The sequence below is a fragment of the Flexistipes sp. genome (assembly GCF_036172515.1).
Lineage (GTDB): Bacteria > Chrysiogenota > Deferribacteres > Deferribacterales > Flexistipitaceae > Flexistipes.
This window is the reverse complement of record NZ_JAXKVW010000003.1, coordinates 84,327-99,008: the sequence shown is the minus strand read 5'-3', so window position 1 is coordinate 99,008 and position 14,682 is coordinate 84,327. Positions and strand designations below refer to the sequence as shown.

Here is a 14,682-nt window from a genome sequence, read left to right as displayed (position 1 = left end):
ATCACTCATCCAATACATTTATTATATTTTTTATCCTTTCAGATTTGCTCTTGGATAAATTCTTGTTTGCCACAAGACGCGCCGTTGATTCAAGAATTGTTTCAACTTCCTCGAGACCGTTTTTCTTAAGCGTTTCACCGGTGGAAACAAGGTCCACAATAAAATCCGACAAACCAAGCAGGGGAGCAATTTCAATCGATCCGTATAATTTCACTGTTTCCACAAGCACTCCCCTGGAAGCAAAAAAATCTTTAGTAATATTTACAAATTTGGTTGCCACACGCATATCGTGGGCGTATGAATTACTGCCGCCTCTTTTGGCAGCGACACACAGCCTGCAGTATCCAAAACCGAGATCCTTGAACTCGTATAGCTCAGGATTTAACTCCAGAAGGATATCCTTTCCCACAACACCCAAATCGCATGCGCCGTGCTCCACATAGGTGGGCACATCCATATTTCTTATCATCAGAAAACGAACTTTCCCTTTTGTGTCCTCAAAAATCAGTTTACGGGATTTGAAGTTTATACTTTCTTTGTTTATGATACGGCGGCTGTCCAAAAGGTTCACCGTCTCTTCAGCTAACCGCCCCTTAGGCAGTGCTATTGTTAAATAATCATTCATCAGCCACCCTCTTCACACTGATTCCGAGCTCTGCCATCTTTCTATCAAAACCATCATAACCCCGGTCCAGATGATAAACCCTGTGTATATGGCTTTCCCCTTCAGCAAGCATCGCAGCGATAAACAGACCGGCACTTGCCCGCAGGTCAGATGCCATAACATGAGCACCTGTAAGCTTGTCAACACCTTTCACAACAGCAGATCTGTTTTTAAGTGTAATATCTGCGCCCATGCGCTTCATCTCCGCAACATGCATAAACCGGTTTTCAAAAATATTCTCCGTAATAACCGATATACCCGACGCCACTGTCATACATGCCATAAATTGAGCCTGCATATCAGTGGGAAATCCGGGATAAGGCTGAGTACTCACATCTGCTGAAGAGGGTCTCTCATTTGCCGAAGCTCTTATACAGTCCTCTTTTATATCGATATTGAGACCAATCTCTTTCAACTTATCCAGCATTACACCCATATGTTTCACCGGCGCATTTTTCAAAGTCAATTCTCCGCCTACTGCTGCAAGAGCGCAGAGAAAAGTACCGGCTTCTATCCTGTCGGTCATGACAGAATAACTGCAAGGCTTTAATACTTTAACACCTCTGACAGTGATTGTCGAAGAACCTGCCCCTTTTATATCAGCACCCATTTTATTAAGGAAATTTATCAAATCAATGACTTCAGGTTCCCTGGCAGCATTTTTAATTACTGTAACCCCTTCAGCGAGAGTAGCTGCCATTATAATATTTTCAGTACCTGTTACAGTCACAATATCAAAATTTATATCGGCACCTTTAAGTCCGTCACATTCCGCCTCAATATAGCCGTGCTTAATCTCAACATCTGCCCCCATCTGGGTCAGTGCTTTTATATGAAGATCAACCGGACGCTCCCCTATAGCACAACCGCCGGGAAGGGATATTCTGGCTTTTTTACGTTTTGCCAGAAGCGGTCCCAGCATAAGCACTCCAGCCCGCATCAGTTTTACCAGCTCATAAGGAGCTGTATAAAAATCTCTGTTTTCAACATTAAGTACAGTGACATCATTCTGCACCTGACGAGAGGTTATCCCAAGCACATCAAGCATACCAAGCATTGTACTTATATCCCTCAATTTAGGGATATTGCTCAGATAATATTCCCCTTCGGCTAAAATTGTTGCACAAAGGATTGGAAGAGCAGCATTTTTAGCACCGCTGACCTTCACACTTCCGTTTATCTTATTGCCACCTTTAACTATCAGTTTTTCCACATCATTATCCTGTCATGCCCGGCCAGATCTTTAATAAATTCGATTTTTTCATTCTTGTATATTAATTCAAGATCCTTTTTATGGGTATTTCCTATTTCATAAAAAACAATTGCATCCTTTTTACATAATTTATTCAGCTTAGACAATAGCTTTTTATAAAAAAACAGACCGTTATCCGGAGCAAACAGAGCCTCTTTAGGTTCAAAAAGGATTGATTTTTCATATTTATCCGTTTCTGAAACATAGGGGGGGTTGCAGATAATAATATCAAAACGTGTTTTATGAAACATATCGGAATCAAGCATATCGGCACAAACAAAAAATGATCTTTCATCCGGATCGTACTTAAGGGCGTTCTTTTTGGCAACATTCAGGGCATGATAGTTTTTGTCCACCCCGAGTCCTTTAAAATGTTTAAGTTCTTTAAGCAGGGTAAGCAGTATGCACCCTGAGCCCGTCCCCAAGTCAAGTATCAGACCATTTTCATTCTTCACATATTTTAATACAGTATCCACCAAAATTTCCGTTTCAATGCGGGGAATCAAAACACTTTCATCGACATTAAATTCTCTGCCGTAAAACTCCCTGCGGTTTGTTATATAGGCTGGAGGAATTCCTTTATCCAGTTTTCGGATAATATCGTCAAAATCTAAAATCGGGATAAATTTTGTATGGGAAAAAAGTGCTAATTTCTTGTAAGGAATACCTGTAACATAAGATGCCAAATCACCGGCATCACTTTTGGATAGATTGTAGTGTTTACATAGAGAAGAAATTATTTCGGAAATATTTTTTTCTTTCCAGGAGTTTGAAATCATAAAACATTTATAAACCGGCTTCTTTCAATCTTTCCGTTTCATCATATGTCCAGAGAGCTTCCAGCAGTTCGTCTATCTCCCCTTCCAGGAATTTATCCAAACTGTGGCTTGTATAATTAATTCTGTGATCGGTTACGCGGTTCTGAGGGAAGTTGTATGTCCTGATTCTTTCGCTTCTGTCACCTGAGCCAACTTGCAGTTTCCTGCTTTCGGCAATTTCCTCTTCCTGCTTTCTAATCTCCATGTTGAGAAGTTTTGCTTTGAGAAGCTTCATTGCCTTGTCTTTGTTCTTTGTCTGGCTTCTTTCATCCTGGCAGGAAACCACAATACCGGTGGGCTCATGAGTTATCCTTACCGCCGAATCGGTTGTATTCACATGCTGTCCGCCTGCACCGCTCGCCCTGAAAACATCTATCCTCAAATCATTCTGGTCTATCTGCAGCTCCACATCTTCGGCTTCCGGGAGAACTGCAACAGTACACGCGGAAGTATGTATCCTTCCGCCGGATTCGGTTTCCGGAATTCGCTGCACTCTGTGTCCGCCGGCTTCAAACTTCAAATGACTGTAAGCTCCCCTGCCTTTAATCAGTAACACAACTTCCTTGTATCCGCCCACTCCGGTCTCGTTGGCTTCTACAATCTCCGTTTTAAAACCTTTTCTTTCGGCATACCTTGTATACATTCTCAACAAATCAGCCACAAAGAGCGTTGCTTCATCTCCGCCCGTCCCGGCTCGTATTTCAAGATAAATATTCTTCTCATCAAAGGGATCTTTGGGCACCAGGAGTCTCTTTATATCGTGTTCGAGCTCACACAGTTTATCTTCATTCTCTTTCTTCTCGGCTTCCGCAATTTCTTTCAATTCGGAATCGCTTGATTTCGCAAGTATTTCTTCAGCTTCTTCAACCAGTCCAAGAGCCGTTGTGTACTCATCATATTTTTCCACAATAGGTTTTAGTTCGGAAAGTTCCCTGGCGTATTTCTGGAAAAGATTCTGATCGGCTATGACATCCGGATCGGTCATTTTTTCTGTTAGCATGTCATATTTTTCTTTCACTTCAGCCAGTTTTTCATACATAAACTACGCCTTCCTCTTCCACATTCTCTCCTAAAGCTTCCCGCAGAGACAACAAAGCAACTTCAAGCTGTTTGTCATCGGGCTCTTTGGTGGTAATTTTCTGCAGCCACAAACCGGGAACAATAAGCAGCTGAATAAGTTTACCCGATTGATTTCTGCTGCTGAATTTCAGTATTTCATATGAAATCCCGGCTATAACAGGGATAAAAACAAGTCTGGATGCAAACTTAATTACAAAATGGGAATCTTTCGGAATGACGCTGAAAACAAAAATACTTACTATCATAACAATAAGCAGAAAACTTGTACCGCATCTCGGGTGAAATCTGCTTTTACTACGTGCATTTTCCACTGTCAGCTCTTCACCGGCCTCATAAGTAAAAATCGACTTATGTTCGGCACCATGATATTCAAACACTCTTTTTATATCTTTAAAAAAAGAAATTATATAAATATAAATCAGAAAAAATATCACCCTGATTACCCCGTCCACAGCATTAAATGCCAGGAATGACTGCTTAACTATGGGTAAAACATGTTTAAGGAGATCTGTTATCAAAAGAGGGAGAAATATAAAGAGTACAATACCCAATCCCAGCCCGAGGAACATACTGAGAAAAATTTCCTTTTTAGTCATTTTTTCCTCGCCCTCTCCCATAGCATGGTAAGCGCTGAAATTAAGAGCCTGCACTCCCAGAATAAGGGCATTATACAACGCCACAAGACCTCTGATAAAAGGTTTTTTGAAGATACCTTTATTGTCAATGGTAACATTCTTCTTCTGAACAACAATCTGGTTTTCAGGATTGCGTACAGCAATAACAAACTTTTCGGGTGCTCTCATCATAACACCCTCTATGACCGCCTGACCACCTACATCACTATATTCTTTATTTTTCATTTTTCACCTGACACTTTAAGCTTTTTTTAATACATTTCGTAAATTAATCTGTTAATATAGTCATTTTGCCAAAATAGTACACAATAATCTTAAATTTATTTATTTTAACGTCTATATGAAAAGTTAGATTTTATGCGACGGAAGTTCTGTTTAACTGTGTAATATTATGATAAGGGCAGATTGCATTCAGTTCAACCTATCGTATTTGTCCAGCATCTCACTGTACTTCTGTCTGACTGCAGAAATTTTACCGCAGGCAAACTCACCTTCGGGGCAGGGGCCGCTGAGACATCCGGGACCCGAATTTTTGAATATCAGAGGAGCGGTTTCATAACATTTCTGAAGCATCAGATCTGCCATCTGCCTGATTTCCCACTGAGCCCGCTCACAGCATCTTAAAGAAAAGAAGTGAAGCAGTTCTCTGGCATTCATTGTAATGATTATCTTTGTCTCACATGCATTGGGAAGAACATAACGGGCATCTTCAGCTTTGATTCCCTTATTTATCATTTCACCGTAAAAATCGGATATTTCCGACATCAGATTGTGGAAACGTTCAGCACAGCCGGAATCCTCTTTTATACTTTCAGGCAAAATAAAGTCGAACCCTTCCGTTTCGGATACATACCTCTGCGACTTCTGTGAATAACTTGCAACTCTGTGTCTTACAAGCTGATGTGTGAGCGCTCTTGAGACACCTTCCACGCCGAAGGTAAAACTTACATGCTCTAACACGGAAAAATGACCGAGCCCCATAATCTTGTTAACAAAATCACCCTGATCTTTTGCCTGAATCTTTTCCCGTAAGCCTTCAATATCCGAAGAGGAATAACAAAGTTTAGCGGCTAAAGCCACTGTTTTTTCCGGTTCGGGTGCATGAGAAAGCAGTTCCACTACAGGTTTAACAGCTTTACCTTTCAAAATCACACCGCCAGGTTACTTACTTTTTTTCTTTTCGTTTTTCTTGCCGTACTCGCCGTATTTTTTCATAAATTTTTCCACACGCCCGGCTGTATCAACAAACTTCTGTCTGCCTGTAAAGAAAGGGTGGCAGGCGGAGCAAATTGCAACAGAAGTATCTCCGGCTGTTGACTTGGTATGAATTTCATTCCCGCAGGCACATTTAATTACAGAATCTTTATATTCCGGGTGAATGCCTTCTTTCATCTTTAACACCTCTTTATTTAAATTGATGTGTTTCACTAGCATCGGTCAAAGACCGATAAATTTACCAGCCTTTCAGGCTGTTGCCAATAGAGTCAAAGAAAATAACACAGTAACCGAGCCTTTTCAAGCTTTTTTTGTTGGTAGGCTCACAATATTTTCTCATTTAAAAAGCAGTGATGCGTAAAAATGTAGTTAAAGGTATTTGAGGTAATTGGGGTATTTTGAAGTCCATCTGAGTACAAAGCTTTATAAACTTCCTCAACCATCTCAACCTTAACCTTTGCCTCTACTTCTCTATCTCCCTAATCTCACTATTTCCAAATCTCACTCCCTCACCATTTAGATTGGCATAGCTCTTTAAAAAAATTGGGGAAGAAGTTTTTTGGAGTATCTCATTCTGAACCCTAATAATAAAAAAGCAGGTAACAGCTATAACAAACTGCAACCTGCCCGAATATATCTTACAAAATATAAATTTATTAACGTTTTGAAAATTGAGGTTTTTTACGTGCCTTGGGCTGTCCAGGCTTTTTCCTTTCAACCATTCTGGGATCTCTTGTAAGAAATCCGCCTTCGCGTAAAGCTTTTTTGAATTCAGGATTATACTGAAGAAGTGCCCTTGCAATGCCGTGTCTTATCGCACCGGCCTGTCCGCTTTTACCGCCGCCGGTAACGGTTATATAAAAATCGAATTTAGCTTGAACACCGAGCTTTTCCAAAGGCTGCTTTACCACCTGCCTTGAAACAGGTCTGTCAAGATAAGATTCAAGCGGTTTGCCGTTAACCGTGATAACACCGGAACCGGGCTTTAAAAATACCCTTGAAATCGATGTTTTTCTTCTGCCGGTACCATAAAAATATTCAGCCATCAATACTCCTCCTATAACTCTATAAGAACAGGTTTCTGAGCTTCGTGGGGATGAGATTCCCCGGCATAAACCTTAAGTTTTTTTAACATTTGTCTTCCAAGACGATTCTTGGGAAGCATTCTCTTTACCGCCAGCTTGATGACATCTTCCGGCTTGTCAGCAAGCATTTGTTCGAGATTTTTTTCTTTCAGACCGCCAAGATATCCGGAATGTCTGTAATACTTTTTATCACTCAGCTTTTTACCGGTGACACTTATCTTCTCAGCATTGATAACCACCACGAAATCTCCTGTATCGATGAATGGAGTATATTCGGGTTTATGCTTGCCTATTAATATTTTGGCAATCTGGCTGGCAACTCTGCCAAGGGTCTTACCCTCAACATCAACCGTATACCAATTACGATTTTCATCCTTTTTTGCCCATGTCGTTTTCATAACTCACTAACCCCTTTTCTGCTATCTAAAATTATTTATACAAGCTGAATCCCGATGTCAATTTAAAAACCTTTCCTGCGCTCCTTAATCCTGGCTGCTTTTCCTCTTCTTTCTCTGATGTAATAAAGTTTGGCTCTGCGCACTCTGCCCCTGCGGAGAACTTTTATTCCTTCGATCCGCGGAGAGTGGAAGGGAAAAATCCTTTCAACACCGATGTCCCCGACAACTTTTCTGACGGTAAACGTTGAACTCAGACCGTTATTATTCACTCTTATAACCAGTCCTGAAAAAGACTGTATTCTTTCTTTGTTCCCTTCAACAATTCTGAAATCCACATTCACAGTGTCACCAGCCCTGAATTCAGGAATATCGCTTTTTTTGTATTCAGCCTCAACTGATTCTATCAATGCATTTCTCATGATGCTTCCTCCTGTAAAAACTTAACAACTCTATCAAGTATTATAGCCACTGCACTTCTTACTGACAGGTGATTGAAATCACCCGCACCTTCTATTGGTTCGGCAGTATAATCCACCTCTTCCATAATATCCGGTACAAAACCCCATCCGGTACCGAACAACAGCAAAACAGGCTTTTTAGCAGCCATTCCCGCAATCTTTTTATAAGCAACAGTTTTTTCATGTCTTTTCGCACTTGTTGCCACTAACAGGGGCTTTTCACCCTCTGCATCTTCTATATCAGAAATTGTTTCCACCAGCGAGCTTTTAATCACTGTACCGCTGAAGGCTTCTTTTCTGTTACCGTTATAGGCAGAGCCGTATCCCACCTGCCAGTGTTTCAAAACCCTCCCAGCAATCTCACGCTGTGCCTCAAGGGGGGTTACCACAAAATATTTTTTAACACCAAATGTCTTGCAGCTTCTGGAAATATCGTGCAAATCCATATTGGTGATAGCAGTAGATACTGTATCACCCTGTTTGTCAAGCATCGGATAATGCATCAAAGCCACGTATAAACTGGGTCCTGAATTCATTTTTGCCTTTTCTTTTTCTACTATTTCCGCATCCCCGATGTCAAGAGCCTTATCTTTTAACAAATCAAATCTGTTTTGTAAAGTAATTTTTATCGATTCTTTTTTTCTCCATTCTTCAATCTTTTTATGGTCCCCGCTTCTCAGTACGTCCGGAACTTTCAACCCTCTGTATTCATAGGGTCTTGTGTAATGGGGGAACTCCAGCAGATTTTGTGAAAAAGATTCCTCTTCGGCTGAATTTTCATCTCCCAGGACACCGGGAATAAGTCTGCCCACCGCATCGATAATTACAGCTGCTGCCAATTCCCCACCGCTTAGGATAAAGTCTCCTATGGAAATCTCTTCGTCCACAACAAGATCTCTTATGCGCTCATCAACACCTTCGTATCTTCCGCATATAAACGTTATGTTATCTTTTTCTGACAATTCTTCGGCTTTAGACTGATCAAATCTGCGTCCGCGGGGATCAAGCAGTATTACATGACTTCTTTCTGCGGCTTGTATCTCATCCACAGCCTCGCATATGGGCTCCGGTTTCATAACCAGCCCCTGTCCTCCGCCGTACTGATAATCGTCCGTCATTCTATGTTTATCACGGGTATAATCCCGGATATTTAGAACTTCCACATCTATAAGTTTGTTCTCTATACCTTTGGAAATCACTCCGTATGAAAAAAACGAGTCAAAATAATCAGGAAAAATGGTCAGAATATTAAACTTCTTCACTAACCAGTCCGTCTGAATTTATAAATATAGACTTTCTCTCCGCATCTATCTTTTTGATATGATCGGGATTATTTGAGATTAAGTATAAAATACCGTCATGTCCTTTTATTTCAAAAACATCTGTGCCGCCGGATTCGATATAATCATAGAGAACTCCGATATCCCGGCCGTCTTCATCAAAAACACTTGAGCCCTTTATTTTATACCAGTAAATTTCACCAGATGACGCCCCCGGCAGAAAAGTTTCCGGAATAACTATTTCCATACCTTTAAGTGCTTTGGCTTCCTCTATATCATCAAGCCCTTCCAGAGTGAAGATAAAAAACTTATTTTGAAGGAAAAAGGATTCAATCTTATACGATTTCCTGACTTCACCGTCGACAGACAGCATGATATGTGACAGATTGTTGTATATGTTTATGTTATCTGTAATCGGTCTGACTTTTATTTCTCCGTCAAGACCGTGATGACCGGCAACTCTGCCGATTCTGAAAAATTTCATAGCAACACCATAAAAAGCGTCTCACAAAAGAGACGCTCTATTTATTCCAATATTTCCAGAACAACTCTTTTGTTCTTTTTAATGCCGGCGGCATTTAGTATTGTTCTGATAGCTCTGGCTGTCCTGCCCTGCTTTCCTATAACTTTACCTAAATCTGAAGGGTCAACTCTAAGCTCAATAACGGTTGTTTTTTCACCCTCAACTTCTTCAATCAGAACCTTGTCCGGGTTGTCAACCAAAGACTTAACGATGAATTCAACTAACTCTTTCACTTGTACACCTCCGCATTGGTTTTAGCTGCTCTTTTGATGCTTCTGCTCATCAAACTTTTTCATTATTCCGGCCCTGGAAAGAATACTCCTGGCAGTATCGGTCGGTACAGCACCATCGCTCAACCATTTAAGAGCCTTCTCCTCATCAACCTTATATTCGGTCGGGTCCGGCAGCGGGTTGTAATGGCCGATTATCTCTATAAATCTGCCGTCTCTTTTAGCTCTGCTGTCTGCAACAACCAGTCTGTAATAAGGTCTCTTTTTTCGTCCCATTCTCATGAGTCTGATTTTAGTAGCCACGTTTCACACCTCCTTGTTTACATAGGGAATATATTTTTTAACATATTTTTGTCAAACTTATCTGCTCCGCCGTATTTCTTTTTAAATTTTTTCAGCATCTTATTCATCTGCTGCAGCTGGCTGATAAGTTTATTGACATCGTTTACCGAGGTTCCGCTTCCTCTGGCTATACGTTTTTTCCTGCTCCCGTTGAGGAGTTTATAATACCTTCTCTCCCGGGGGGTCATGGAATTGATAATCGCTTCTATCTTCTTAATCTGGTCTTCATCCACATCTGCATTTTTCATGTTGCCCATTCCGGGCATCAGTTTCATAATGCTTTCAAATGAGCCCATTTTTCTTATCATCTTAAACTGCGAAAGCATATCGTTAAAGTCCATCCCGCCTTTTGAAACTTTATCGGCAAGCTTTTCGGCTTCATCCTCTTCTATTGCATCCTGTGCCATTTCAACCAGAGAAACAACATCGCCCATGCCAAGAATTCTTGAAGCCATCCTGTCTGGATAAAAGGGTTCAAAGGCATCCAGTTTTTCCCCTACACCGACATATTTCAAAGGTTTGCCGGTAACTTCCCTGATGGACAGTGCGGCTCCGCCTCTGGCATCACCGTCAAGCTTTGTAAGAATTACACCGGATATATCCAGATCATTGTTAAACTTTGTGGCAACATTCACAGCATCCTGTCCTGTCATAGCATCGGCAACAAACAAAATCTCATCGGGACTAACAGCTTTCTTGATATTGGAGAGCTCATCCATAAGCTCATTGTTGACATGAAGCCTGCCAGCGGTATCAATGATTACAATATCTTTCGCACTCTTCTTTGCGTATTCATACGATTTTTGAGCAATGTCGACTGCATTTTTATTGTCTTTGTCGGAATAAACGTCCACACCCAGCTGTTTCCCAAGGACTTCCAGCTGATCGATAGCTGCCGGTCTGTATATATCATCGGCCACCATCAATGCACGTTTGTCATTTTTCTGGAAATGTTTTGCAAGCTTACCCGCAGTAGTAGTCTTACCTGAGCCCTGCAGCCCCACCAGCATTATAACCGTGGGAGGAGTAGAGCTGAGAGTGATTTTGGAAGCGGAAGGATCCTCTCCTCCCAGAATACTGGTTAGTTCGTCATTTACTATTTTTATGAAAACCTGATCGGCACTAAGACTTTTGAGAACTTCCTCGCCCAGAGCTTTTTCCTGGACACCGGAAATAAATTTCTTTACAACTTTATAATTAACATCAGCTTCAAGCATAGCCATCTTGACCTGTCTGATGGCTTCTTTAATATTGTCTTCGGTGATTCTTGCTTCACCGCGCATTTTTTTAAATACAGACTGAAGCTTTTCATTCAGCGTATTAAACATATACTTCCCATCCCGTTACGCTTATCGTATTCAATTGGGCACATTCCACCCTTTGGAGAGAGAAAATATATATGAACAGTAATATCAAGTCAACAACTTATTTGTTGGCAACCTCCTAAAATTTACATATTTAAAAGCCGTAACGCGTAATACGTAATGCGTGACAGCTGAAGGAAAGATAGTTAAAAGTATTTGAGGTGGTTGAAATGGTTGAATAAGTTGATTGTGTGGAAATTCAGCCTTTACCTTTGCCTTTGCCTTTGCCTCTGCCTATACCTATACTTCTCAATACCTCACTAATAGTAGGTTGGCAGCTTATTTACTAGTTTTTTTTCTAAGCTGCCTGAAACAGTATTTATAAATCTTTATTGCATTAAATACGCGAAGAACATCTTGTTTTGTATCCTCCGGAGTTCCCGTATTATCAATAATAAAATCGGCATATTTAACCTTTTCATCCAAAGGCATTTGGGAGGAAATGATTTTCTCTGCATACTCTCTCGAAATGGAATCTCTCTTAATAAGCCGTGTAATCTGCTGCTCTCTTTCAGCATAAACAACAATCACTCCGTCAAATCTTTCAAATGTTCCTTTTTCGATAATAAGAGCAGCATGCGTTATAATTATTGCCTTGTCATCACGCCCTTTTATCTCCCCTACGCGTTTTTTTTCTTCCTCCAGAATAGCAGGATGAACAATGGACTCAAGCAACTGCCTTTTTTCAGCATTGTCAAATACAATCTTTCTCAGAGCTTTCCTGTCAATTTCATTGTTCTCCTTCAGTATGTCTCTGCCGAAATTTTCAACAATTTTATCATACGTTTTATGACCAGAAGACATTACTTCTCTGCTTATTTCATCAGCATCTATTGTATAGGCACCTAATGAAGAAAACATTTTTGCCACTGTATTTTTGCCCGAAGCTATCCCGCCGGTAAGCCCTAAATACACACCATACCCCTATTTACATACCATAAATTTTTTTAAGCACTTCTACTTTTTCCTCAAAAGACAGCCCCTGGATTAAAACACAGATCTCATCCGGGACAAATTCCCGGCATACATCGGGGCGTTTTGAATATATTCCGCACAGTCCGTCTTCAGAAAGGTAATTACAGGCTTTTCCTGATTCCTTTCCCAAAGTTGAAATACTGAAAGCTACACAGCAGGCCCCGCATGCAAAACATTCTGTCCTTTCATCATTTTTTGTGCACATAATTCCTCAGCATCCCTATTGCGTCTATTTCGACCTCAACAATATCACCAGGCTGAAGTTCTCCGACACCTGCAGGGGTACCCGTTGCTATGACGTCTCCGGGCAGAAGTGTCATTACACCCGAAATAAAACTTATTAAATACTCCACACTAAACACCATATCTGACGTATTGCCGTTCTGTTTTACCTCTCCGTTCACCAGACATCTAACCGCGGCATTGGAATGGTCAAGCCTGGTTTCCAGAAAAGGCCCCATTGGAGCAAAAGTATCAAAGGACTTGGCTCTCGTAAACTTATTTTCCTTCTTCTGGATATCTCTTGCAGTTATATCGTTAAAACAGGTATATCCCAAAATATAATCTGAAGCGCTTTCCGGAGAAACATCTTTACACGTCTTGCCTATAATAACGGCGAGTTCAGATTCATGATCCACTTTGGATGAACATTCAGGATAGATAATAACCGATTCATGACAGGCAAGAGATGTTGATGGTTTTAAAAAAATCATCGGCTCATCAGGTACTTCATTACCAAGTTCCCTGGCATGATCGGAATAGTTTCTCCCAACACAGACAATTTTAGATGGCGTAACCGGTGGCAATATATGAACCTCTTCCAGATTGTACTCTTCATCGGTAACAATATATTCATGAAAAATAGAACCGAAGATTCTTTTTATCAAACCGTCTTCATATATCCCTTTCTTTTCCACATCACCCGTCTTAAATCTAACGAACTTCATCATGTCCCCCTTATCTCTTTCAGAAAAATTTTTACATCTTCCATACTTTTCAGATAACCAAAGGCAAGCCGGAAATGTACTTCCTTTAATAGGATTGAAACCTCAGGCCCCCTCTCAACACCCATGTCGATGAGGTCTGAACCGGATACTGTTTTAGCCCGGCTCATATCAATCTCCTTCTGTGCATTTCTTATTCTTAATATAATGTTGTATAGTCTTTTCATATTAAATTTTTTAACCCTGTTATCTGCCAAACTCAATAAAATAATATCTTCTACTTCATCCATATTTTCAAACACAAATCGCTGCAATCTAATTTTTCTCACACCGTTAACAGCAAAAATGGTCAGCTTCAAATGCTGTCTGACCAGAAAAGAAACCCTTTTTATATATTTATTGGGATAACCGAGTCTTTTCATAATCTCAGCAGCCACTCTGCTGCCTAACTCGTCATGACCTATAAAATTTTTTCTATTATTTCTCAGCCAGGCTTCCTTCTTGCCGCAATCGTGAAGGAGGGCAGCTGTAATCAAAACAAAGCGCCTTTCCTCAGCTATATTAAGTCCGCGTGCTATTTTAAAAATTTCCTTTGCCACACTGAGACTGTGTTTAAGGACATTCTCCCTGTGAAAAATGCTGTTCTGCCTGATATCTGCAGAATCAACGAGCTCAGGGAAAAGATAGTAAGCTGCAGAATTTTTAGTGTGGTTTTCTTTCTTGAATAAATCTTTAGGACTTTTCCTAAAAAAGAGGGTAACGGCCTTGTCAAAATAACTGCCGCTAAAAAACCTTAATATCTCCTGGTAAACTCTCTCTTTTGGCACACTGTTTATTTTATCAGCTTTATCCGCAATGAGACGGCTGGTTTCCGGAACAATATCAAATCCGCACTCAGAAACAAAACGAAATGCCCTTAGAATTCTCAGAGGATCATCATCAAACACTGACGGATATACATGCCTGATCAGTTTTTTTTCAAGGTCATAAGAATTACCGATAATTTCACCCTTTAACGTTAAGGCAAGATTATTGATGGTAAAATCCCTTTTTTGCAAATCAGACTCTATCGTCTCACCACGGGGTTTGGATACATCAATAGTAAACCCACCTATGACAAGACGAACATTGTCTTTAAATGGAACATATGTTGCATCCGCTTTTGCTGCCAAAAGGCCTGCAAATTCAGAGTAAGCTATCCCAAAACATGTGATATCCACATCATGTATTCTGCGCCTCATCAGCAGATCTCTGACAACTCCGCCTACAAAATAAACTTCTGCTCCGCTGTCGGCCGCAGCACGGATAATATCATCTGCAAATGGTATATCTCCGGTGTTTATAGGTACAATATCAACCACCTTATATTGAGCTCAATCGTTAAACTTAACATTGACTAAGCTGCCGTTTTTAAAATAA

The 14,682-nt window shown here is 40.5% G+C and carries 19 protein-coding genes; all 19 read right to left on the bottom strand.

Annotation, left to right across the window (positions count from 1 at the left end; genetic code table 11):
- Position 1: 1 nt before the first annotated feature.
- Positions 2 to 625 carry an ATP phosphoribosyltransferase gene (gene hisG / locus UMU13_RS03505; RefSeq protein ID WP_328217185.1) on the bottom strand — a complete coding sequence of 208 codons (624 nt, stop codon included), beginning with the start codon at positions 623 to 625 and terminating at the stop codon, positions 2 to 4.
- The gene (gene murA / locus UMU13_RS03500; protein ID WP_328217184.1) at positions 618 to 1,877 is read right to left on the bottom strand and encodes a UDP-N-acetylglucosamine 1-carboxyvinyltransferase; all 1,260 of its coding nucleotides are present in this window, start codon (positions 1,875 to 1,877) and stop codon (positions 618 to 620) included. Before murA ends, hisG begins: the two co-directional genes overlap by 8 nt.
- Positions 1,865 to 2,695 carry a peptide chain release factor N(5)-glutamine methyltransferase gene (gene prmC / locus UMU13_RS03495; protein ID WP_328217183.1) on the bottom strand — a complete coding sequence of 277 codons (831 nt, stop codon included), beginning with the start codon at positions 2,693 to 2,695 and terminating at the stop codon, positions 1,865 to 1,867. The genes murA and prmC overlap by 13 nt, the downstream gene beginning before the upstream one ends.
- A gap of 7 nt (positions 2,696 to 2,702) precedes the next feature.
- Positions 2,703 to 3,773, bottom strand: coding sequence for a peptide chain release factor 1 (gene prfA, locus UMU13_RS03490; protein ID WP_328217182.1), 1,071 nt, complete (start codon positions 3,771 to 3,773; stop codon positions 2,703 to 2,705).
- Complete coding sequence (locus UMU13_RS03485; RefSeq protein WP_328217181.1) at positions 3,766 to 4,674, bottom strand: DUF1385 domain-containing protein; 909 nt, start codon at positions 4,672 to 4,674, stop codon at positions 3,766 to 3,768. Before UMU13_RS03485 ends, prfA begins: the two co-directional genes overlap by 8 nt.
- A gap of 186 nt (positions 4,675 to 4,860) precedes the next feature.
- Positions 4,861 to 5,595 (bottom strand): FAD-dependent thymidylate synthase, encoded by a 735-nt coding sequence (thyX, locus tag UMU13_RS03480; RefSeq protein WP_442902129.1) that lies wholly within the window; start codon positions 5,593 to 5,595, stop codon positions 4,861 to 4,863.
- A 15-nt stretch (positions 5,596 to 5,610) separates the two neighbouring features.
- Positions 5,611 to 5,841, bottom strand: a complete 231-nt coding sequence (gene rpmE, locus UMU13_RS03475) for a 50S ribosomal protein L31 (protein ID WP_013887043.1) — start codon at positions 5,839 to 5,841, stop codon at positions 5,611 to 5,613.
- A gap of 479 nt (positions 5,842 to 6,320) precedes the next feature.
- Positions 6,321 to 6,710, bottom strand: a complete 390-nt coding sequence (rpsI, locus tag UMU13_RS03470) for a 30S ribosomal protein S9 (protein ID WP_013887044.1) — start codon at positions 6,708 to 6,710, stop codon at positions 6,321 to 6,323.
- A gap of 11 nt (positions 6,711 to 6,721) precedes the next feature.
- The gene (rplM, locus tag UMU13_RS03465) at positions 6,722 to 7,147 is read right to left on the bottom strand and encodes a 50S ribosomal protein L13 (RefSeq protein ID WP_328217179.1); all 426 of its coding nucleotides are present in this window, start codon (positions 7,145 to 7,147) and stop codon (positions 6,722 to 6,724) included.
- A gap of 62 nt (positions 7,148 to 7,209) precedes the next feature.
- The gene (gene rplS / locus UMU13_RS03460) at positions 7,210 to 7,566 is read right to left on the bottom strand and encodes a 50S ribosomal protein L19 (RefSeq protein ID WP_013887046.1); all 357 of its coding nucleotides are present in this window, start codon (positions 7,564 to 7,566) and stop codon (positions 7,210 to 7,212) included.
- Positions 7,563 to 8,867 (bottom strand): tRNA (guanosine(37)-N1)-methyltransferase TrmD, encoded by a 1,305-nt coding sequence (gene trmD / locus UMU13_RS03455; protein ID WP_328217178.1) that lies wholly within the window; start codon positions 8,865 to 8,867, stop codon positions 7,563 to 7,565. Before trmD ends, rplS begins: the two co-directional genes overlap by 4 nt.
- Positions 8,854 to 9,369, bottom strand: coding sequence for a ribosome maturation factor RimM (rimM, locus tag UMU13_RS03450; protein ID WP_328217176.1), 516 nt, complete (start codon positions 9,367 to 9,369; stop codon positions 8,854 to 8,856). The genes trmD and rimM overlap by 14 nt, the downstream gene beginning before the upstream one ends.
- Before the next feature lie 41 nt (positions 9,370 to 9,410).
- Entirely contained in the window at positions 9,411 to 9,641 is a 231-nt protein-coding gene (locus UMU13_RS03445; RefSeq protein ID WP_013887049.1) for a KH domain-containing protein, read from the bottom strand.
- A gap of 21 nt (positions 9,642 to 9,662) precedes the next feature.
- Complete coding sequence (rpsP, locus tag UMU13_RS03440; RefSeq protein WP_442902128.1) at positions 9,663 to 9,941, bottom strand: 30S ribosomal protein S16; 279 nt, start codon at positions 9,939 to 9,941, stop codon at positions 9,663 to 9,665.
- Between the two features lie 17 nt (positions 9,942 to 9,958).
- Positions 9,959 to 11,308 carry a signal recognition particle protein gene (gene ffh / locus UMU13_RS03435; RefSeq protein WP_328217174.1) on the bottom strand — a complete coding sequence of 450 codons (1,350 nt, stop codon included), beginning with the start codon at positions 11,306 to 11,308 and terminating at the stop codon, positions 9,959 to 9,961.
- A 315-nt stretch (positions 11,309 to 11,623) separates the two neighbouring features.
- Entirely contained in the window at positions 11,624 to 12,259 is a 636-nt protein-coding gene (coaE, locus tag UMU13_RS03430; RefSeq protein ID WP_328217173.1) for a dephospho-CoA kinase, read from the bottom strand.
- Between the two features lie 13 nt (positions 12,260 to 12,272).
- On the bottom strand, positions 12,273 to 12,524 hold the full coding sequence (locus tag UMU13_RS03425; RefSeq protein ID WP_328217172.1) for a YkgJ family cysteine cluster protein: 252 nt from the start codon (positions 12,522 to 12,524) through the stop codon (positions 12,273 to 12,275).
- Positions 12,508 to 13,266 carry a fumarylacetoacetate hydrolase family protein gene (locus UMU13_RS03420; protein WP_328217171.1) on the bottom strand — a complete coding sequence of 253 codons (759 nt, stop codon included), beginning with the start codon at positions 13,264 to 13,266 and terminating at the stop codon, positions 12,508 to 12,510. Before UMU13_RS03420 ends, UMU13_RS03425 begins: the two co-directional genes overlap by 17 nt.
- Complete coding sequence (locus UMU13_RS03415; protein WP_328217170.1) at positions 13,266 to 14,624, bottom strand: HD domain-containing protein; 1,359 nt, start codon at positions 14,622 to 14,624, stop codon at positions 13,266 to 13,268. Before UMU13_RS03415 ends, UMU13_RS03420 begins: the two co-directional genes overlap by 1 nt.
- Between the last annotated feature and the right edge of the window lie 58 nt (positions 14,625 to 14,682).

Excerpts from the sequence above, each read along its gene's own strand:
- hisG (WP_328217185.1), bottom strand. The coding sequence starts at position 625 with ATGAATGATTATTTAACAATAGCACTGCCTAAGGGGCGGTTAGCTGAA.
- prmC (WP_328217183.1), bottom strand. The coding sequence starts at position 2,695 with ATGATTTCAAACTCCTGGAAAGAAAAAAATATTTCCGAAATAATTTCT.
- prfA (WP_328217182.1), bottom strand. The coding sequence starts at position 3,773 with ATGTATGAAAAACTGGCTGAAGTGAAAGAAAAATATGACATGCTAACA.
- UMU13_RS03485 (WP_328217181.1), bottom strand. The coding sequence starts at position 4,674 with ATGAAAAATAAAGAATATAGTGATGTAGGTGGTCAGGCGGTCATAGAG.
- rpmE (WP_013887043.1), bottom strand. The coding sequence starts at position 5,841 with ATGAAAGAAGGCATTCACCCGGAATATAAAGATTCTGTAATTAAATGT.
- rpsI (WP_013887044.1), bottom strand. The coding sequence starts at position 6,710 with ATGGCTGAATATTTTTATGGTACCGGCAGAAGAAAAACATCGATTTCA.
- rplM (WP_328217179.1), bottom strand. The coding sequence starts at position 7,147 with ATGAAAACGACATGGGCAAAAAAGGATGAAAATCGTAATTGGTATACG.
- rplS (WP_013887046.1), bottom strand. The coding sequence starts at position 7,566 with ATGAGAAATGCATTGATAGAATCAGTTGAGGCTGAATACAAAAAAAGC.
- rimM (WP_328217176.1), bottom strand. The coding sequence starts at position 9,369 with ATGAAATTTTTCAGAATCGGCAGAGTTGCCGGTCATCACGGTCTTGAC.
- ffh (WP_328217174.1), bottom strand. The coding sequence starts at position 11,308 with ATGTTTAATACGCTGAATGAAAAGCTTCAGTCTGTATTTAAAAAAATG.
- UMU13_RS03425 (WP_328217172.1), bottom strand. The coding sequence starts at position 12,524 with ATGTGCACAAAAAATGATGAAAGGACAGAATGTTTTGCATGCGGGGCC.
- UMU13_RS03420 (WP_328217171.1), bottom strand. The coding sequence starts at position 13,266 with ATGAAGTTCGTTAGATTTAAGACGGGTGATGTGGAAAAGAAAGGGATA.